This is a genomic window from Pseudomonas sp. AFG_SD02_1510_Pfu_092 (assembly GCF_003331055.1).
Taxonomy (GTDB): Bacteria; Pseudomonadota; Gammaproteobacteria; order Pseudomonadales; family Pseudomonadaceae; genus Aquipseudomonas.
Genome location: NZ_PUQD01000024.1, coordinates 36693 through 54428, shown reverse-complemented (window position 1 = coordinate 54428; position 17736 = coordinate 36693). Strand labels below are relative to the sequence as shown.

General features: G+C 63.5%; 18 protein-coding genes. 16 read left to right on the top strand and 2 right to left on the bottom strand.

The genetic code is table 11. From position 1 onward, the window contains the following. Positions 1-34: 34 nt before the first annotated feature. The 10 genes from C6A77_RS12730 to C6A77_RS12685 all read left to right on the top strand — a co-directional run bounded on the left by C6A77_RS12730 (position 35) and on the right by C6A77_RS12685 (position 11228). Positions 35-811, top strand: coding sequence for a hypothetical protein (locus tag C6A77_RS12730; protein WP_114169784.1), 777 nt, complete (start codon positions 35-37; stop codon positions 809-811). 53 nt (positions 812-864) lie between these two features. Then, the gene (locus C6A77_RS12725) at positions 865-1974 is read left to right on the top strand and encodes a hypothetical protein (RefSeq protein ID WP_178082385.1); all 1110 of its coding nucleotides are present in this window, start codon (positions 865-867) and stop codon (positions 1972-1974) included. Between the two features lie 73 nt (positions 1975-2047). Then, on the top strand, positions 2048-2887 hold the full coding sequence (locus C6A77_RS12720; protein ID WP_114169783.1) for a dienelactone hydrolase family protein: 840 nt from the start codon (positions 2048-2050) through the stop codon (positions 2885-2887). Further along, complete coding sequence (locus C6A77_RS12715) at positions 2875-3798, top strand: bile acid:sodium symporter family protein (RefSeq protein WP_161959669.1); 924 nt, start codon at positions 2875-2877, stop codon at positions 3796-3798. Before C6A77_RS12720 ends, C6A77_RS12715 begins: the two co-directional genes overlap by 13 nt. A gap of 6 nt (positions 3799-3804) precedes the next feature. Continuing rightward, entirely contained in the window at positions 3805-5070 is a 1266-nt protein-coding gene (locus C6A77_RS12710) for a cation:proton antiporter (protein ID WP_161959668.1), read from the top strand. A 64-nt stretch (positions 5071-5134) separates the two neighbouring features. Then, a complete protein-coding gene (locus tag C6A77_RS12705) occupies positions 5135-6298 on the top strand; it encodes a hypothetical protein (protein ID WP_133295881.1) in 1164 nt (387 codons plus the stop codon). A 34-nt stretch (positions 6299-6332) separates the two neighbouring features. Continuing rightward, the gene (locus tag C6A77_RS12700) at positions 6333-7466 is read left to right on the top strand and encodes a cupin-like domain-containing protein (RefSeq protein WP_161959667.1); all 1134 of its coding nucleotides are present in this window, start codon (positions 6333-6335) and stop codon (positions 7464-7466) included. A gap of 103 nt (positions 7467-7569) precedes the next feature. Further along, positions 7570-8004 (top strand): MAPEG family protein, encoded by a 435-nt coding sequence (locus C6A77_RS12695; protein WP_114169778.1) that lies wholly within the window; start codon positions 7570-7572, stop codon positions 8002-8004. 38 nt (positions 8005-8042) lie between these two features. Next, positions 8043-10361 (top strand): MMPL family transporter, encoded by a 2319-nt coding sequence (locus C6A77_RS12690; RefSeq protein WP_241507419.1) that lies wholly within the window; start codon positions 8043-8045, stop codon positions 10359-10361. A 138-nt stretch (positions 10362-10499) separates the two neighbouring features. Next, positions 10500-11228 carry a TetR/AcrR family transcriptional regulator gene (locus tag C6A77_RS12685; RefSeq protein WP_114169776.1) on the top strand — a complete coding sequence of 243 codons (729 nt, stop codon included), beginning with the start codon at positions 10500-10502 and terminating at the stop codon, positions 11226-11228. A 102-nt stretch (positions 11229-11330) separates the two neighbouring features. On the opposite strand, the gene C6A77_RS12680 is transcribed toward C6A77_RS12685, so the two are convergent. Beyond that, complete coding sequence (locus C6A77_RS12680) at positions 11331-11567, bottom strand: YdcH family protein (protein ID WP_114169775.1); 237 nt, start codon at positions 11565-11567, stop codon at positions 11331-11333. Between the two features lie 115 nt (positions 11568-11682). Between C6A77_RS12680 and C6A77_RS12675 the strand changes: the two genes are divergently transcribed. The 5 genes from C6A77_RS12675 (at position 11683) to C6A77_RS12655 (ending at position 16425) form a co-directional block, all read left to right on the top strand. Beyond that, entirely contained in the window at positions 11683-12048 is a 366-nt protein-coding gene (locus C6A77_RS12675) for a 5-carboxymethyl-2-hydroxymuconate Delta-isomerase (protein WP_114169774.1), read from the top strand. 163 nt (positions 12049-12211) lie between these two features. Next, entirely contained in the window at positions 12212-13849 is a 1638-nt protein-coding gene (locus C6A77_RS12670; RefSeq protein WP_114169773.1) for a phosphoethanolamine--lipid A transferase, read from the top strand. 217 nt (positions 13850-14066) lie between these two features. Continuing rightward, the gene (gene rnd, locus C6A77_RS12665; protein ID WP_114169772.1) at positions 14067-15200 is read left to right on the top strand and encodes a ribonuclease D; all 1134 of its coding nucleotides are present in this window, start codon (positions 14067-14069) and stop codon (positions 15198-15200) included. Beyond that, positions 15197-15490 (top strand): YcgL domain-containing protein, encoded by a 294-nt coding sequence (locus C6A77_RS12660; protein WP_114169771.1) that lies wholly within the window; start codon positions 15197-15199, stop codon positions 15488-15490. The genes rnd and C6A77_RS12660 overlap by 4 nt, the downstream gene beginning before the upstream one ends. Positions 15491-15492: 2 nt before the next feature. Further along, entirely contained in the window at positions 15493-16425 is a 933-nt protein-coding gene (locus C6A77_RS12655; RefSeq protein ID WP_114169770.1) for a D-2-hydroxyacid dehydrogenase, read from the top strand. Between the two features lie 120 nt (positions 16426-16545). Here C6A77_RS12655 and C6A77_RS12645 read toward each other — a convergent pair whose 3' ends face one another. Further along, on the bottom strand, positions 16546-17139 hold the full coding sequence (locus C6A77_RS12645) for a nitroreductase family protein (RefSeq protein ID WP_114169769.1): 594 nt from the start codon (positions 17137-17139) through the stop codon (positions 16546-16548). Positions 17140-17283: 144 nt separating this feature from the next. On the opposite strand from C6A77_RS12645, the gene C6A77_RS12640 reads away from it, so the two are divergent. After that, complete coding sequence (locus C6A77_RS12640; RefSeq protein ID WP_114169768.1) at positions 17284-17733, top strand: YcgN family cysteine cluster protein; 450 nt, start codon at positions 17284-17286, stop codon at positions 17731-17733. The last annotated feature ends 3 nt before the right edge of the window (positions 17734-17736 follow it).

Genomic DNA, 17736 nt, shown 5'->3' with positions numbered 1-17736 from the left:
AGGTTTTAATTGATCCTACAAAGGAGCGTGAAAAATGAATGTTGAATTGACCCCGGAAATGAATAACGAGTACCAGGTGCGCATGGCCGTGGCCCGGGAAAAGTTTGCCAACCGTGACGACGTGCAGGCCTTGTTCAACGCGCCGATGGAGCCTCGGTTGGTGAACCTCTTCATGATCTACTGGAGCGCCATGAGTGCCGCGCTGACAACGCCTATCCCCGAGTATCTGGCCACCGCCGGCATGCGCTGCGAGGCGTTGGGCCTGCATGACCTGGCCGAGTTCTTCAAGGAACACACCGAAGAAGAAGATGGCCATCACGAATGGGCGGCTGCGGATGTGCGCAAACTGGTCGACCTGTGGAACTTGAACAACCCGGGCATGCCGTTCAATGCCGATGATTTGCTGGTTTCCAACTTGACGCCGTCGGTGCGCCGTTATCACCAGTTGCACAAGGATGTGGTAGCCGGCGATGCGCCCTGGGCGGAACTTGCAATCGATGTCGAGATTGAATTGATCACCACGCAATATGGCCCACCGCTGATGAAAGCGTGCAGCGCCGCATTGTGCGAGCGTGGTCAGCAAAGCATTTCGTTCCTGGCCGAACATGTCCGCTTCGACTTTGGCCATACCGATATCAACTTCCGCGTCGTTGCCGAGTTGATCAAGGCCAAGCCTGAGTTCACCGACCACCTGGTTGCCATTGGCGAGCGGGCACTGACCGCTTATGGCGATTTCCTCGGCGAGGCCTTGCAACTGGCGCGGCAGGCCTACGCCCGCCTGCAGCACAGCCGGGCAACGGTCGGCGCGTGACCTGACACGGACTGTTTTTCGAATACGACAAGGATAGAAAGGAGCTGGTCGGTATGTTCAAGAAAGTATGCGTCACCTGCTTGCTGACCGATGCCGTCGAGGGGGTGGCACTCGATTCTGACGGTATCTGCAACCTGTGCCGCGTGGCGCAGGGAGGTGGCAATGTGCGCCAGGAGGCGCGGCGCATGCAGTTTCAGCACGATCTGGAGGCGACGCTACGCGCCGCCAAGGGCAGTGGCAGGCAGTACGACTGCATCGTTTCCTTCAGCGGCGGCAAGGACAGTTGCTACCTCTTGCATCGGCTGGTGAAGGATTACGGGCTGAAAGTGCTGGCGTATACCAGCGACTACGACATACCGCCCAGAACCTGGGACAACATCCGCCGCACCATCAAGGCCCTGGGGGTGGACCATCACGTCCACCGCCCGGTGCAGAGTGTCTACCGCCGCTTCATCCGCCACCTGCTGATGAATCAGGGCCCCAAGGGGGCGGTGCACACCGTTTGCTATTTCTGGCTGGATATCCGTGAGGGCGACCTGTTGCGGTTCGCCCTCGAGAAAGACATCCCGCTGATTTTCACCGGCTACTCGCCTGGCCAGCCGGAGCCCGAGCGCATGCTCTACGAAATGGCCCCGGAACGCATTGCCCAGGACTGGACGCCGCATGAATTGTTCGCCAACGGGGTGTTCGAGGAACACGAGCGGGCGCTGTTCTGGAACCCGCAGCAATACCCTGGGCAGGTCAGGCTGCCGCGCATTCTGGCCCCGTTCCATGCCTGGGACTACGACCAGGCAGGAGTCACCAGGGCGGTCATCGAACTGGGGCTGGTCCAGGACAAGGTGCACGCCAACCCGGTACTGAGCAACTTCACCTTGAACTGGCTGCTGATGTATTCCGACCTCAAGCACCTTGGTTACAACCCGTACAAACCCGAGTTCGCCAAGCTGGTGCGCGAAGGCAAGGCGGGGCGTACCCGCTGGCAGATCATTTTCGCGCTGATGGACTTCATGGTGCGCCGGCGGATTTTCATGGGCCGGCATATCGACCGTTCGCTGCGCGAACTGGGCCTGCGTCTTGAAGACTTGCGCATGGCCCCAGCGCAGCAGGCGCCGCGCGCGCAGGGCCAGCCACACAAGGCCGGCCAGGCCCACGATTTCGCCTGACCGCTGGCGGTGCCGGCCATGAACGAAATCGGCAGCGCCGCCCTTCCCAATGTTTCAACCAAGGATGGTATCGATGAGCGATACAGCATTCTCCAGCGGACTGTTCGCAGGTTTCACGGACTTCCGCTTCTCGCATGAAGGCGTGTCGCGCCAGGTCTTTCGCCTGGGCGAAGGGCCGGCCGTGTTGCTGATGCACGAGGTCCCCGGGTTGCACGAGGGGGTCGTGCGCCTGGCCCGGCGGCTGGCAGACGCCGGCCTGAGCGTGTGGCTGCCGGTGTTGTTCGGTGAGCCCGGGGTGCGGGTTTCGGCGTTATCCGTGGCCAGCTGCATGGGCAAGGTGTGCATCTCGCGCGAGTTCAAGGTACTGGCCAGCCGGCGCCGCAGCCCGATCACCGACTGGCTGCGAGCGTTGGCCCGTTGCGCCCACGAGACCTGCGCCGGGCCCGGCGTGGGCGTGATCGGGATGTGCCTGACCGGTGGTTTCGGCCTGGCCATGATGGCGGATGCCGCGGTGATTGCCCCGGTGCTCGCCAACCCGTCGCTGCCGTTTGCCCTGTCTGCCGGCAAAGCCGGGGCACTGGGCCTTGAGCACGCGGTGCTGGAAACCATCAGCCGGCGCGCCAGCGAGCAGGACATCACCGTGCTGGGGCTGCGCTTCACGGGCGACCCGGCCGTGCCGAACGCGCGCTTCGAAAGCCTGAAACAGGCTTTCGGCGAGCGCTTCGTGGCCTGCGAAATCGACTCCAGTGCGCGCAACCCGCACGGGATCGGCCGCTGGGCCCATTCGGTGCTGGGGGTGAGCTACGTCGACCAGCCAAGCCATCCCACTTACCAGGCCCAGGAACAGGTCGTGGCCTTTCTCCAGGCCCGGCTGGCCGCGAACCCTTCAGAGGCATGCGCATGGAAACCATAGAACTGGCCAGGACCCTGGCGCCGGTCATCCTGTTCGTGATGATGATCGGGATGGGGCTGGGCCTTGAGGTCGCGGATTTTGCCAACCTGTTCCGGGCGCCTGCGGGTGTGGTGATCGGTACCCTGGGCCAGGTGGTGGTGTTGCCGTTGCTGGGCGTGTGGGTGACCTGGCTGTTCGCGCTGGAAGGTGCCTTGGCACTTGGCGTGATCATTCTGGCGCTGTGCCCCGGTGGCGTGGCCTCCAACACCATCACTTACCTGGTCAAGGGCGATGTGGCGCTGTCGATTTCGCTTACCGTGATTTCCAGCTGCGTGGCGTTTGTCAGTGTGCCGTTGCTGGCCTCGCTGGCCCTGGCGCACTTCGGTCTGTTCAGCCACGAGGTGCGCCTGCCGATGGGCGAAACGGTATGGCGGCTGTTTCTGCTGACCCTGCTGCCGCTGGCCTTGGGCATGCTGATCGCCCGTCAATGGCCGAGCGCCAGCGTTCGGCTGCAGAAGCCGCTGCGCCTGCTCGGCTTCGCCTTCCTGATGCTGATGATCCTGACCGTGGTGGTGCGGGAGTACGCGCTGCTCAAAGACTACGCCTCGCGCCTGGGGGCCAGCCTGCTGGTGCTGTTCGGCGCGACCATGGGCCTGGCCTGGGTGGCGGCGTGGCTGGCCGGGCTGGGCCGCGCGCAGCGGCGCTCGATCACCGTCGAGATCGGCATCCAGAACAGCGCGCTGGCGATGGTCATCGCCAGCCTGATTGGCAGTGTCGACATGGCGATCGCCGCGATCATCTACAGCGTCATGGTCTGCCTGATCGCGCTGCTGGGCGTTTGCGCGCATGCCTGGCTTACCCGGCAAAGCCGCGTCACAGACCCGCTGCGGGCTTATGGGCAGCACGCATGCAACCCGCTAGCCAAGGACTGAATGGCCATGAACACAGCAAGCATTTTCCTGCAGTTACTGGTGATCCTCGGGATCTCCCATTGCCTGGGCCGCATCAGCTACTGGCTGGGGCAACCCGCCGTGATCGGCTACCTGCTGACCGGCGTGGTGGTCGGGCCCATGGTCCTCGGTGCCTTCGACCCGGGCCTAAGCAGCGCACTGTTCGCCAACCTCTCGGGGTTGATGGTACTGGGCAAAATCGGCCTGATCTTCATCATGTTCGGCCTTGGCCTGGAGGCCGGGGCCACCGAACCTGGCCCAGCGCAAGCCAAGGCAGGCAAGGCCTTGCCGATTGCCCTGTGCGGCTTCATAGGCGCGGGCCTGGCGGGCATGCTGCTCGGGCACATCAGCCATGGCGTGTTCTCAGGGCATGTCGAGCGGCTGCCGTACATGCTGTTCTTCGGCGTCGTCATGGGCGCCACGGCGGTTCCGGTGCTGGCCGGGATCCTCGCTGATCCGCGGTTCCCGCATCGTTCGTTGTCGCCGCTGGTGATGAATGCCGCGGTGATCACCGACATCCTCGCCTGGTTCGCGTTGTCGCTGGTGCTGGTGCTGCTGTCGAGCAAAGGCACGTCGGGCATTTTCTATTCCGCCATCACCCTGGTGGTGCTGGTGGCGGTCGCCGAACTGGTGGTCAGCCGCCGCCTGGTCGGGGCTTCCGGGGCGGCTGCGGGTTGCGACCCGTCCAGGCCGCTGATCGCTGCCTTGATCGTGCTGTTCGCCTTCTGCGTCATCACCGACCTGGCCAACGCCCACGTCACCATCGGCGCGTTCGTCGCCGGTATCGCCTTCCGCAAGCACAAGGGTTTGCGCGAGTTCTGGGAAAAAGGCCCCCAGCCGCTGGTGAACCTGTTCTTCGCGCCGCTGTTTTTCGGCACGGCCGCGATGAACGTGCAGATCGATGCCGCCAGCTGGCCGGGGCTGCTGGCCTGGGGCGGGTTGTTTTTCCTGGTGGGGGCGGTGGGCAAGGCGGGGAGTTCGTACCTGGCTGCGCGCTTCACCGGGCTAGACCGGCCCGACGCATTCGTGCTCGCCACCCTGATGCACACCAAAGGCGTGATGGAAATCATCTTGCTCACCGTAGGCCTGGAAATCGGCGTCATCACGGCCGACCTCTACGCGATTCTGATGGTGGTCGCACTGCTGGCGACGGTGATCACCCTGCCCGTGGTGCGGCGGGTGACGCCTCGTCGCCAGGCCCCGGCAGCGCAACCCCAGGTGCTGTTTGGCCAGGGAGAAAAACGCGCTGGGTGATGAGCAAGGGTTCAGAAAGTACCGATAGGGATGTTCACGTTAAAAAAAATGGGAAGTGATGCTGATGAGACCTATGTTGAATACCGACCTGGAAACAAGCGGCGTTGACGCAGGCGCAATGCCCTGGACCGTGAACCTGCGTGGCACTGATGGCGAAGGCGTGCCGCTGACCGCGTATTTGCGCGAACTGGGCGAGAGCAGCTTGACGCTGGACCTGGAACTGGCCGTGCAACCCGGCCAGGTGCTGGTACTGGCGGGAAGGGACGAGATTGCCCGGCGCGACATTGCCTTCGAGGCGCAGGTCGTGGAGGTACAGGCGAACGGGCCGGGCCAGCTTGCTTCGGTGCGTTGCAGCCCCTGCGCGACGCAGGTGTCACGGCAGTGGCCGCGCGATGTCAAGCAGCTCTGCCAGCGCCTGCGCGTTGACCAGGCGGTTGCCGCAGCCGGGCGTGTTGCCGGGTTCCAGCCGCTTTGCCCGGCCACCGACAAGCGTGCGGCGGTGCCGCTGTCGCTGACCCAGGCCAAGTCCATCGACGAGCGCGAGGCTGCCTATCGCCTGGTGTATGACGCCTACTTCGCCAAAGGCCTGGCCGAGCCGGCCGAGAATGGGCTGTACACCAACGGTTTTCTGCTCAACCCGCAGACCGTGACGTTCGTGGGCAAGGTGGCGCAGAACGTGGCCATGACCCTGACCTCGATTCCCGATTCGGAGCAGGGGCTGCCCATGGACGCGGTATTTGCCGACTGCCTGGAGCCCTTGCGCAAACAAGGCAGGCGCCTTGTCGAGTTCGGCATGCTGGCGGTCGGCACCGAGCATTTCGGCGCGATGAACTACAGCATCCACGACCCCGACCGGATGCTGTGCGTGTACTCGCTGTTCCGTATTGCCCTGCAGCACGCCAAGTTCAGCCGTGACTGCACCGATGTGGTGTTCGCCGTGCCACCCAAGCACCAGGCGCTGTATCGCTTCATGGGCGTCGGGGCCATATCCGAGGTGCGCTATTACAGCAAGTACAACACGCCCGCCGTGGCCATCCGCATCGACCTGCTGGCGCTGGAACTGCGCCCGCATGTCAGGCAGTTCCTGTTCGGCGAGGCGATGGCCGAACTGCAGGAAATCGGCCTGACCGAGTGGGGGGTACAGGCCCTGGCCAGATTGTTCGGTAGCCGATCCGCGCCCAGCGTGGCGCGGGATGCCGAGTCGCAGTTCAACAGTCAATCGCAATGACCCAGCAGGGAGTAGCAAGGCAATGGACAAAGCAATGAGCTCACACAACAGCTTCGCACAGGCGGACTTCCCGACCATCGATCTGAGCCACGATCCGAAGATCGACTGGCTCACCCGCAGCCGCTACTGGGCGGACTTCCTGCGTCGGTACTACCTGGTCGGGCGCAAGGAACATGGCCCCTACGGTACCCCCGCCTGCATCGAGCGCACCCGCCGTATCGAGGCGCGTATCCAGGAACAGTCCAGGGCGTATGGCGACGGCCCGACCTTGCCGGTGCCCGAGGTCGACATCAACGAGCTGTCAGCCGAGAACTTCCACAAGCTCTACCTGGAGCCCAACACCCCGGTGGTGTTCCGTGGCGCTGCCAAACACTGGGAGTCGGTCCGCAAGTGGACGCCGGAATACCTGGCGCAACACTACGGCGAGGTGAAGGTGGCCACCCGGGTGCGTGGCAACGAGCTGAACGAGAAGGCGTTGCAGTACATCGACCTGCCGATCGCCGAGGTGGTCGAAAACATTCTCGGCGGTGGCACCTACTACCCGGGCCACACCGAAGACCTGTTCAACAAGCACCCCGAGTTGCGCCAGGAACTCGACCTGGCAACCCTGGGCAAGTACCTGAGCACGCGCGACAAACGCATCATGTCGACGCAGATGTTCCTCTCGGCCGGCGGGGTGATTTCGGGGTGGCACTGCACTGGCGGGCCGAACCTGTTCACCATGATCAACGGCGTGAAGAAATGGACCTTCGTGCATCCCAAGCATTCGATGTGGATGCACCCGATCACGCGCAAGGACATGTTCTACGCCGCCACCATGCTCGACTGGCGCAAAAGCCATGACGAGATCGAAGCCGACGGCTACCCGTTGTATCGCTACATCCCCAAATATACCACCACGCTGGAAGCCGGGGATGTGCTGTTTTCCCCGCACTGGTGGTGGCACTGCGTGGAAACGCCGGTCCCCTCGCTGGCGATTGCATCGCGGGCGATCAACAAGATGATCATGGGCAACAAGATGTTCTCGCTGATGTGGATTACCTCGCCACGCTTCCGCCAGACGGTAATGACCGTGCTCAAGGAAGGCTGGGGTTCGGACAAGGCCACCGGCGCGAAACTTGCGTTCGAGTTCGACACCGAGGAGTTCGTCCGTCGCGTATCGCTTTAGGTGCCGCCTGACCGGGCTATGACCATTATACTGTGACGGCCCCGGGGGCAGGCCCCCGGGACGTTAACGTCCTAGACCGGAAAGTTGATCTAAAGGAGTAGATATGAGCGTTGTTCTTTACAGCTATACCCTGTGCGTGTTGGTGCTGTTTTTAAAGATGTTTGCCATTTCATGCTACCAGGGCGTTTATCGCATCGGCCGCATGACATTCAAGAATGCCGAAGACGCGAGCTTTGTCGGCAAGGCCGCCAGTGCCGAAGAACTGCCCCAGGTATCACGGGCATCCCAGGCCTGGATGAACGACCTGGAGAACATTCCATTGTTCTTCGTGCTCGGCGGTATCTACGTACTGCTGGACGGGCCGGCCGAACCGGCGCTGTGGTTGTTCTCGCTGTTCACCATTGCCCGCGTCGTTCACACCGTGACTTATCTGGCGCGCTGGCAGCCATGGCGCACGCTGTCTTATGCCGTGGGCATCGTCTGCCTCTTCGCGTTGGCAGGAATAATCATCGCTCAATTGGTCGCAGGGACCAGTTGAAGTTCTATCCATAACAAACAGGATCGCCGGTGGGCGAGATGACCAACATGGGCATGGAAGCAATAATTCGATTTCTGATCAATTGGCGCCGGTTCAACGCGCTTTGGGTGGTACTGGTCGTACTGGCGGTTGCGCCTGGTGTGATGAACCTGCGTTTCGACGCTTCGATCGATACCTTCCTGCCCGAGGACAACCTCGAACGCCAGCAATACGAACAGTTCAGGCAACGGTTCGGCGATGACCGCCTGTTGGTGATCGCCTTGCCGGTTCAATCGCTGTTCACCGGCGAGCAGATGGCCAGCCTGCAGGCGCTGACCACGCGCCTGGAGCAACTACCCGATGTGGCCAAGGCAACCAGCATTGCCTCGGTCGACATCATGCTTGGCGAGCAGCAGGCGCTGGACATCCTGCCGGCTGAAAAGGCCTTGGCCAACCCCGCTGCGTACGACCGGCAGCGGGTGGTGGACAAGCTGCTCGGCAGCCCGTTGTACCTTCGCGACCTGGTCTCGCCAGACGGCCAGGTGACGGCGATTTTGCTCGAAGCGAAGCTGGCGGATAGCGAAGGCAAGTTCGAGCGGATCTTGTCCGGCGTGCACGCGATCATGAAGGACAGTGGCCATGCGCAGTACTACGTTGCCGGTGAACCGGTCGTAGAGCAGCAAGTGACCAGCGACATGTGGAAAGACCTGCAGACGTTCATACCGCTCACCGCGCTGATCCTGTTCGTGTTGCTGCTGGTGTTTCTGCGCAACCTGGGCGATGTGCTGGTGATGCTGGCAGTGGTGACGCTGTGCACGCTGCTGCTGCTGGGCGGAATGGCCAGCGCGGGCTTGCCCATGAACGCCGTCACGGTTGGCTTGCCGTCGATCATGATGTGCGTCGCCGTGCTGGACTGCCTGCACTTGCTGGCCGCCTATCGTCAGGGGCTCGACCAGGGGATGGCGGTGCTGGACGCGGTGCGGTTTTCCCTGCGGCAGAACCTCATGCCGTGCTTCCTGACCGCGCTCACAACGGCATTCGGCTTTCTCGACCTGGCGCTCAGCGAGGTGGCGCCGATTCGTCAATTCGGTGTCATCGCATCACTGGCAGCCATCTTCGCTTACCTGCTGTCCTGCCTGGTGATGCCATTCCTGCTGGAATGCGCGGCCTCGCGCCGGGTGCGTCGAAGCGAGCCGAAAAATCATGCCAGGTGGGTGCAACGCTTCGAGCCGCTGTACCGTTCACCCAGGTTGCTGCCCTACATCTCCATCGCGCTGGTGGTGCTGGCCGTTCTGCCGATCGGGCGCCTGCATGTGGAAGCCTCGTTCCTCAACTTCATCGACAAGACGGCGCCAATCCACGTTTCCACAGACTACATAGAACGTGAGCTGGGCGGGGTGTCCAACCTCGAGATCAGCCTTGCCACCGAACACGCGGGCGGCGTGCTCGAGCCCGAGGCGTTGCGCCAGATTGCCGCGTTGCAAGGGTTCATCAGCCAGATCCCGGGGGTGGACAAGAGCCTGTCGGTGGTCGATTTCCTCAAGGACATTCACCATGAGGTGGAGGGTGGGGATAGCCGTCAGCAGGCGCTGCCGCCCAGCCGCGAGAGCGCGGAACAGTATGTGTTCACCTACTCGCTGGCCGGGCCGGACCATGCCCTGAAACGCTTCATCGACTATGACAACCAGTTCACCCGGGTGCGCATCCGCCTGCAACAGATGCCGCATGCGCAACTGCAGCAAGTGCTGGATCAGGTTCAGGGTTATCTGGACAGCCATCCCGGCGTCTTCGAGCATCATCTGACCTCCTACTCGGTCATGCAGTCGGTGATGGTCAAGCTGCTGCTCGATGGCATGGCCTGGAGCCTGTTGTCGGCCGTGCTGTCGATGCTCGTGGCGTTTTTCATCCTCACCCGCTCCTGGGCGGCAGCGGTGGTGGCGGTGATCGTCAACATCCTGCCGCTGGCGGCAGTGTTCGGGGTGATGGGCGCGCTGGGGCTGTCGATCAACGTCGGCACCTCGATGATCGGCTGCATCATGTTCGGGCTGGTGGTGGATGCGACGTTGCATTGCTTCTACCACGCCAGGCAAGCGCCGGCGCAGCTGGCCGCCCGGCAGGTGGTCAGGCTGGTGTTCGACGATGTCGGTGAAGCCCTGTGGGTCGGCGGCCTGGTGCTGTGTGCCGGGTTCCTCGTGCTCGGGGTAGGGGAGTCCTACTTCACCCGCCTGTTTGGCCTGTTCTGCGCGCTGGCGGTGCTGGTATCGCTGCTCTGCAACGCACTGGGCATTCCCTACGTCATTCACCACTTTCTCAGGCGTCCAGCGCCGGGTGGTGTTGAAAGCGCCGCAGTCGCGCTACCGAGCATTGATCCACGCTGACCCGCGCACGTCATCGGTGCTTGAAACCTTGCGAGCCTGGCTTATCTGACCGGGCAGCCAAAAACCGCAAATCCTGACCAGGCCGGCTTGCCTCGCTGCAAGCCGCGTCTGCCAATACAACAAAGGAATGAAAACCACATGACCAAGCAAACAGTACTGGTGAGCAAATCGGGGCGCCCAAAGGATCAAGCCAAACGTAAAGCGGTGCTGGAGGCGGCCAAGAGCCTGTTCCTGAGCAAGGGCTATGAAGGTAGCAGCATGGACGCCATCGCCGCAGAAGCGGGCGTCTCGAAATTGACCGTGTACAACCATTACCGCGACAAGGCCACGCTGTTTTCCGCGGCGATCACGGCCAAGTGCGATGAGCAGCTACCTGAGCGGCTGTTCGAATTCTCACCGCATGCCAGTATCGAGACGGTGCTGCTGAATATCGGCATCAAGTACCTGGAGCTGATCTGCAGCAGCGAGGCCGTCGCCCTGCAGCGGGTCATCGTCGCCATGGCCAATCAGGAACCCAAGCTGGCCTGCATGTTCTACGAGGCCGGTGCGCGGCACATGCTCAGGGAAATGACCAACCTGCTGATGCGCGCCTCGCTGGCAGGTCGCTTGCGCATCGAGGACCCGCAGAAGGCGGCGGAGCGCTTCTTCTGCCTGCTCAAGGGCGATGATTACTTCCGGGTGCTGATCGGAATCTGCGAACCGCTGCAAGGGGAGCAGGCCGCGCGGCATGTGCATGAGGTGGTGACGGTGTTCCTCGGCCTGCACAGCTGCGAAACGCCCCAGGTGCGTGCGGTGATGCCTTTCGGCACCCTGGCCAGCCCGGCCAAGGCGCAGGTGCCCAGCGTTGCGAGAACGCCGGGGCGCTGAGTGCAGGGTTGTCGGTGTTGGCCGGCGGGCAAGCCGGCCGTTCACCAAGTCCTCGCCAGGCGCGCGTGAAGGATGGCTTGCCGGTAATGCGAGAACGGGCGTTCAGGATTTGGGCGGATGAATGATCCTTTCGATCTTGTCCTTGATCAGCAACCGTTCCCGGCGCAGGCGGTTGACTGCTTCGTCGTTGGTGCCGTTGCCCTCGGCGGCCACCACCTCTTTGTCTTTGGCGTTGTATTCCTTGTGCAGCGAGTGCAGCGTCTGGTCCTTGTCGATGAGCGCCTGGAACGCATCAGCGGTAACGTGCAGGTCAGCGAGCAGATCATGCGGAACTGGCATTTCTTCACCTCTGTGGGGTTGGCGGATGGTTCTGACCTTTGAGGATAGCCGTCTTTGCGCAGGTAGGGGACTGGGGTAGGCTGTGGTTTCTGCCCCGAGCCCCGGAACCTGCACCATGCCGCACCTGAACCTGGAATACAGCGACAACCTGCGCGACCTCAAGGTCGACATCCTGCTGCTGCGCCTGAACCACGCCCTGGTCGGCAGCGGCCAGTTCGCCGACGAGGCCGACATCAAAAGCCGCGCCGAAGCGTTCAAGCATTTTCGGGTGGGCACTGCGCCCGGCGAGCGCGCCTTTGCCCATGTGCGCCTGGCCATCCTCAGCGGGCGCTCGCCCGAGGTGAAGGCGCAACTGACCGGCAACCTGCTGGAGGTGCTGCGTGAAGCCATCCCCGAGCAGCCCGGGCTGGACATTCAGCTGTGCGTGGAAGTGCTGGACATCGACCGCGAGCCTTACGCCAAGGCCCGCCTGCCCGGTTGACCTGCGCTGGATGAAGTTCTTTTAATGTTGAAAGACGCCCGTTCACGAATTCGTTGGCGTCTTTTTCACAAAATGTTGATGGTGCGCTTTCTAGAGTTCAGCCAAGTTTCCCGAGTGCCGTGCTGGCCCGCGGGCTGATCATCACTCCTGATTGCGAACACTGATGCCGAACTTCAAACCCCTGCGGACTGAATGGGTCACGCTGCTGGCCAGCCTTTACCTGCTGATCGGCTTCAACTTCTTCCTCTGGCAGCACCTGGAACAGATCGTGCCGCCCGGCCTGCCGGGGCTTTGGCTGAGCCTGGCGTTTGCCGTGCTGATGCTGTTCGCGTTCAACCTGATTCTGACGCTGGTGGCCTTCCGTTATGTATTGAAACCGGTACTTATCGTGTTGTTCATGAGCGGCGCGGGCGTGGCTTACTTCATGAACCGCTACGGTGTCCTTATTGACGCGGGCATGTTCCAGAACATGGCCGAAACCAATGTTGCGGAAGTGCGTGACTTGCTCTCGCTGAAGTTCGCCTTGTATATCCTGGGGCTGGGTGTGGTGCCTTCGGTACTGTTGTGGAAGGCGCCGATCGCCTACCGCGCCTGGCACCGCGAACTGTTCGGCAAACTGGTGGTGGGCGGTGCCTGCGTGGTGGCGCTGGGCTCGGTGGCGCTGGTCAACTACCAGGGCCTGGCGTCGCTGTTTCGCAACCACCACGAACTGCGCCTGATGCTCACCCCCAGCAATATCGTCGGTGCCTCGTTCGGTTATTTCAGCGAGCGCGTCGGCAGCGCAGCACGGCCGTTCCAGCATTACGGCGAAGATGCCCGGCGTGACGCCGCCTGGCAGAAGCATGAACGCAAGTCGCTGACCGTGCTGGTGGTGGGCGAAAGTGCCCGGGCGGACCACTTCGGCGTGCTCGGCTACAACCGCGATACCACCCCGAACCTGGCCCGCGAGCAGGGCCTGCTGGCGTTCTCCGATGTGCACTCGTGCGGCACCGAAACCGCCGTCTCGGTGCCGTGCATGTTCTCCGGCATGCCGCGCAAGGACTACGATGCCCGCGTGGCGAAGAACCGCGAAGGCTTGCTGGACATCCTCCAGCGTGCCGGCCTGGCCGTGCAGTGGCGCGACAACCAGTCCGGTTGCAAGGGCACTTGCGACCGGGTGCAGTTCGTCGATGTCAGCAACCTCAAGGACCCGCAGCTGTGCGCCGATGGCGAATGCCATGACCAGATCCTGCTGCAGGGCCTGGGCGAGCTGATCGACAACCTGGACAAGGACACCGTGCTGGTGCTGCACCAGATGGGCAGCCACGGGCCGGAATACTTCAAGCGCTACCCCGGCGCCGAGCAGCGCTTTGCCCCGGTGTGCCAGAGCAACGCACTGGACCAGTGCAGCGAGCAGGAGATCATCAACGGCTACGACAACACCCTGGCCTATACCGACAAGGTGCTGGCCTCGCTGATCGACACCCTGCGCAGCAAGCAGGACAAGGTCGACACGGCGATGATCTACCTGTCCGACCATGGCGAGTCGTTGGGTGAATACAACCTGTTCCTGCATGGCACGCCTTACGCCATCGCCCCCGAGCAGCAGAAGCATGTGCCACTGCTGACCTGGTTCTCCGACAGCTACAAGGAAGACTTCGGCGTCGATACCGACTGCCTGGCCAAGCTCGGCGATGCACCGCTGTCGCAGGACAACCTGTTCCACTCGATGCTCGGCCTGTTGCAGGTGCACACCGAGGTGTACCAGCAGTCGCTGGACATGTTCGCCAGTTGCCGGCCCTGGCTGGCGGCCAGGCACTGAAGCCTGTGGGAGCGGGCGCGCCCGCGAAGCAGACGACGGACGCGGTGGCTGGCACGGGCTGCGCCCGTGTTCGCGGGCATGCCCGCTCCCACAGCGACCGCGATGCCTGTACAGCAGGCAGCCGACAGCACCGTTGATCGATATCAAGGATGGCCCGGGTTTCACCAGCAGTGCCCGCGCCGTATATACTGCGCGCCAATGTTAGTGGGAGAGCCTCGTGGCCATCGAAATACACTGGATCCGTGACGACCAGAGCCTGGCCGAACACTGCCGCGACTGGCATCAGCTGCCCTTCGTCGCCGTCGACACCGAATTCATGCGGGTCGACACCTTCTACCCGAAAGCCGGGCTGATCCAGATCGGCGACGGCCAGCGTGCCTTCCTGATCGACCCGTTGCTGATCGGCAACTGGCAACCGCTGGCCGAGCTGCTGGAAGACAGCGGCGTGGTCAAGGTGCTGCACGCCTGCAGCGAAGACCTCGAGGTGCTGTTGCGCCTGACCGGCAAGCTGCCGCAGCCGCTGTTCGACACGCAGCTGGCCGCCGGCTACCTGAACCTGGGCTTCTCCATGGGCTATTCGCGGCTGGTCCAGGAAGTGCTGGGGATCGAACTGCCCAAGGGCGAAACCCGCTCCGACTGGCTGCAGCGCCCGCTGTCCGACACCCAGGTCAGCTATGCCGCCGAAGATGCCGTGCACCTGGCCGAACTGTTCAGCGTGCTGCGCCCACGGCTGTCCGACGACAAGTACGCCTGGGTGCTGGAAGACGGCGCCGAGCTGGTCGCCCAGCTGCGTCGTGAAGTCGAGCCCGAAAGCCTGTACCGCGACGTCAAGCTGGCCTGGAAGCTGGCCCCCCAACAACTGGCGGTGCTGCGCGAACTGTGCGCCTGGCGCGAACGCGAAGCGCGCAGCCGCGACGTGCCGCGCAATCGCATCCTCAAGGAGCACTCGCTGTGGCCCATGGCCAAGAGCCAGCCGAACAACCTGTCGGCACTGGCCAAGATCGACGAGATGCACCCGCGCACCATTCGTCAGGACGGCGAGTTCCTCATCCAGCTGATCAAGCGCGCCGCCAGCCTGCCTGCCGAGCAGTGGCCCGCGCCGTTGCCCGAGCCGCTGCCGATCGAGGCCGCCGGGATCCTCAAGCAGCTGCGCGCCATCGGCCAGGCCGAAGGCGAGCGCCTGGGCATTGCCCCTGAGCTGATGCTGCGCAAGAAAGCCCTGGAAGCGCTGCTCAAGAGCGGCTACCCCAATGGCCCCTATCAATTGCCCGATGCGCTGCGCGGCTGGCGCCGTGAGCGCATGGGCCAGGCCCTGCTGGATAGCCTTGCAGGCGCCGGAGAGACCCGATGAAACGCATTTGCTCTATCTACAAGAGCCCCCGCAAGAACGAAATGTACCTGTACGTGCTCAAGGCCGATGGCCTGGACCGCGTGCCCGAAGGCCTGCTGCCGTTCTTCGGTACCCCGGTGCACGCCTTCGACCTGGTGCTGACCCCCGAGCGCAAGCTGGCCCGCGAGGACATCGCCAAGGTACTGGAAAACCTCGACAACCAGGGTTACCACCTGCAGATGCCGCCGCCGGAAGACGACTACATCGAGCACCTGCCCGAAGAGTTGCTGCGCCGTAACGACCCGGCCTGATCATGCGCGTACTGATTGCGGAGCATGATCATGCTCGATATGCCGAAATCCTGCGGGCAGCGGCCCCTGAACTGGAGGTGCTGACCAGCGGCGACTCCGCCGAACTGGCCCGCCAGGCGCCGCAGTGCGCGGTGTGGCTGGGCCAGCCGGACCTGCTGGCAAGCCTGCTGCGCCAGGGCCACAAGCCGGGCTGGATGCAGTCCACCTGGGCCGGTATCACGCCGCTGCTGGCCGAAGGCCTGCCCCGTGACTATCGCCTGACCCGCGCGGTGGGCATCTTTGGCCAGGTGATGGCCGAGTACATGCTCACCTACATGCTCGGCCATGAGCGCGAGGTGCTGTCGCGGCTGGTCAGCCAGGTCGAACGGCGTTGGGACGACCGCCCGGGGCGCAGCCTGGAAGGGCGCAAGGTGCTGATCGTCGGCACTGGCGACATCGGCCAGCGGGTCGCGGAGTTTCTGCAGCCGTTTGGCGTGGTCCTGTACGGCATTGCCAGCAGCGCCCGTGCGCAGGCGCCGTTCGCCGAGGTGGCGGCGCTGGAAGACCTGCCGCGCATGGTCGGCCAGGTCGACTACGTGCTCAACCTGCTGCCGGATACCCCGGCCACCCGCGACCTGTATGACGCGGCGCTGTTGCGCTGCTTCCAGCCCACGGCGCTGTTCATCAATGCCGGGCGCGGGGTGGCGGTGGTCGACGCTGACCTGGTCGAGGCGCTGAAGCAAGGGCACCTGGCGGGAGCGGTGATCGATGTCTGCCGGCAGGAGCCGTTGCCCCGGCAACATCCGTTCTGGACGGCCTGGGGATTGCTGCTGACCGGGCACAGCTCGGCGCCCACCTCGCCGGCGGCGATGGTGCGTCTGTTTGTCGAGAACGTGCGGGCTTATGCGGCGGGGCAGGGGTTGCGCGGCGAGGTGGACTTCGCTCGAGGTTATTGATTTTGTAGTGCCTGTACCGGCCTCTTCGCGGGCTTGCCCGCTCCCACAGTTTCGAGGCTTGTGAAATCCCCTGTGGGAGCGGGCAAGCCCGCGAAGAGGCCGGTACAGCTCATGCAAGCCTTACAGGCTGAAATCCCCCTCGGCAGCCAGCTCGCTCAGTGGCTTGCGCGGGCTAGGCACTTCACGCGCCTGCAGGGCTTCGGCCAGGCTGGCCTTGTCACCCAGCTTGCCGATCGCCACCATGGCGTGCAGTACATAGCCTTCAGGCACCTTCAGTTCCTCACGCGCCAGCGCCTGGTCGAAGCCGGCCATGCCATGGGTGTGCCAGCCGCTGATGCTGGCTTGCAGCGCCAGGTGGCCCCAGGCAGAGCCGGTGTCGAAGGTGTGCCACAGCGCCGGTTTTTCTTCCGTGGTGCCGGGGGCGGCGAAGGTGGTCTTGGACATCACCAGCACCAGCGCCGAAGCCTGTTGCGCCCAGCTGCGGTTGGCCGGCACCAACAGGTTCAGAAAACGCTGCCAGTGCGGCGTGTCACGCCGGGCATAGAGGAAGCGCCAAGGCTGCGAGTTGTTTGCCGACGGCGCCCAGCGTGCGGCTTCGAGGAAGCTCAGCAGGGTCTCTTCGCTGATCGGTTCGGCGGTGAACGCGCGTGGCGACCAGCGGTTGATGAACTGCTCGTTGATGGCGTAATCGGCAATGCGAGGGTTGGCGCTCATGGCGGCTCCGGCAACAGGACGGGAAACGCGCACGCTACTGCGTCCCGTCGCGACTGACAAGCGGTCTGGCTTTGCCGAAGGCCAGGCTCTAGACTGGCGCCGCCGCGCGCCGCGGCCCCGGTATGAATGCAGGAACCCCGTGTCATGAACGCTGAAAACGCGCCTTTCTGGCGGCGCAAGACCCTCGAACAACTCAGCCCGCAAGAGTGGGAGTCGCTGTGCGACGGCTGCGGCCTGTGCTGCCTGCAAAAGCTCGAGGACGAAGACGACAACAGCGTCTACTACACGCGCATCGCCTGCAAACTGCTGGACCTGAACACCTGCCAGTGCAGCGACTACCCCAACCGCTTCGCCCAGGTGCCCGACTGCATTCAGCTCACCCCGGGCAAGGCCGACCAGTTCAAGTGGCTGCCGAGCACCTGCGGGTACCGCCTGGTCAGCGAAGGCCAGGACCTGCCGGCCTGGCATCACCTGGTCTGTGGCGATCGCCAGCAGGTCCATGAACAGCGCATTTCCCAGTCGGGGCGTATGCTCAGCGAACACGATGTGCACGAAGACGACTGGGAAGACCACCTGATCTTCCGCGCCAGCTGAACG

What these genes read in the sequence shown, in the direction of transcription:
- C6A77_RS12730 (WP_114169784.1), top strand. Translation starts at nt 35, where the DNA reads ATGAATGTTGAATTGACCCCGGAAATGAATAACGAGTACCAGGTGCGC.
- C6A77_RS12725 (WP_178082385.1), top strand. Translation starts at nt 865, where the DNA reads ATGTTCAAGAAAGTATGCGTCACCTGCTTGCTGACCGATGCCGTCGAG.
- C6A77_RS12720 (WP_114169783.1), top strand. Translation starts at nt 2,048, where the DNA reads ATGAGCGATACAGCATTCTCCAGCGGACTGTTCGCAGGTTTCACGGAC.
- C6A77_RS12715 (WP_161959669.1), top strand. Translation starts at nt 2,875, where the DNA reads ATGGAAACCATAGAACTGGCCAGGACCCTGGCGCCGGTCATCCTGTTC.
- C6A77_RS12710 (WP_161959668.1), top strand. Translation starts at nt 3,805, where the DNA reads ATGAACACAGCAAGCATTTTCCTGCAGTTACTGGTGATCCTCGGGATC.
- C6A77_RS12705 (WP_133295881.1), top strand. Translation starts at nt 5,135, where the DNA reads ATGAGACCTATGTTGAATACCGACCTGGAAACAAGCGGCGTTGACGCA.
- C6A77_RS12700 (WP_161959667.1), top strand. Translation starts at nt 6,333, where the DNA reads ATGAGCTCACACAACAGCTTCGCACAGGCGGACTTCCCGACCATCGAT.
- C6A77_RS12695 (WP_114169778.1), top strand. Translation starts at nt 7,570, where the DNA reads ATGAGCGTTGTTCTTTACAGCTATACCCTGTGCGTGTTGGTGCTGTTT.
- C6A77_RS12690 (WP_241507419.1), top strand. Translation starts at nt 8,043, where the DNA reads ATGACCAACATGGGCATGGAAGCAATAATTCGATTTCTGATCAATTGG.
- C6A77_RS12685 (WP_114169776.1), top strand. Translation starts at nt 10,500, where the DNA reads ATGACCAAGCAAACAGTACTGGTGAGCAAATCGGGGCGCCCAAAGGAT.
- C6A77_RS12680 (WP_114169775.1), bottom strand. Translation starts at nt 11,567, where the DNA reads ATGCCAGTTCCGCATGATCTGCTCGCTGACCTGCACGTTACCGCTGAT.
- C6A77_RS12675 (WP_114169774.1), top strand. Translation starts at nt 11,683, where the DNA reads ATGCCGCACCTGAACCTGGAATACAGCGACAACCTGCGCGACCTCAAG.
- C6A77_RS12670 (WP_114169773.1), top strand. Translation starts at nt 12,212, where the DNA reads ATGCCGAACTTCAAACCCCTGCGGACTGAATGGGTCACGCTGCTGGCC.
- C6A77_RS12660 (WP_114169771.1), top strand. Translation starts at nt 15,197, where the DNA reads ATGAAACGCATTTGCTCTATCTACAAGAGCCCCCGCAAGAACGAAATG.
- C6A77_RS12655 (WP_114169770.1), top strand. Translation starts at nt 15,493, where the DNA reads ATGCGCGTACTGATTGCGGAGCATGATCATGCTCGATATGCCGAAATC.
- C6A77_RS12645 (WP_114169769.1), bottom strand. Translation starts at nt 17,139, where the DNA reads ATGAGCGCCAACCCTCGCATTGCCGATTACGCCATCAACGAGCAGTTC.
- C6A77_RS12640 (WP_114169768.1), top strand. Translation starts at nt 17,284, where the DNA reads ATGAACGCTGAAAACGCGCCTTTCTGGCGGCGCAAGACCCTCGAACAA.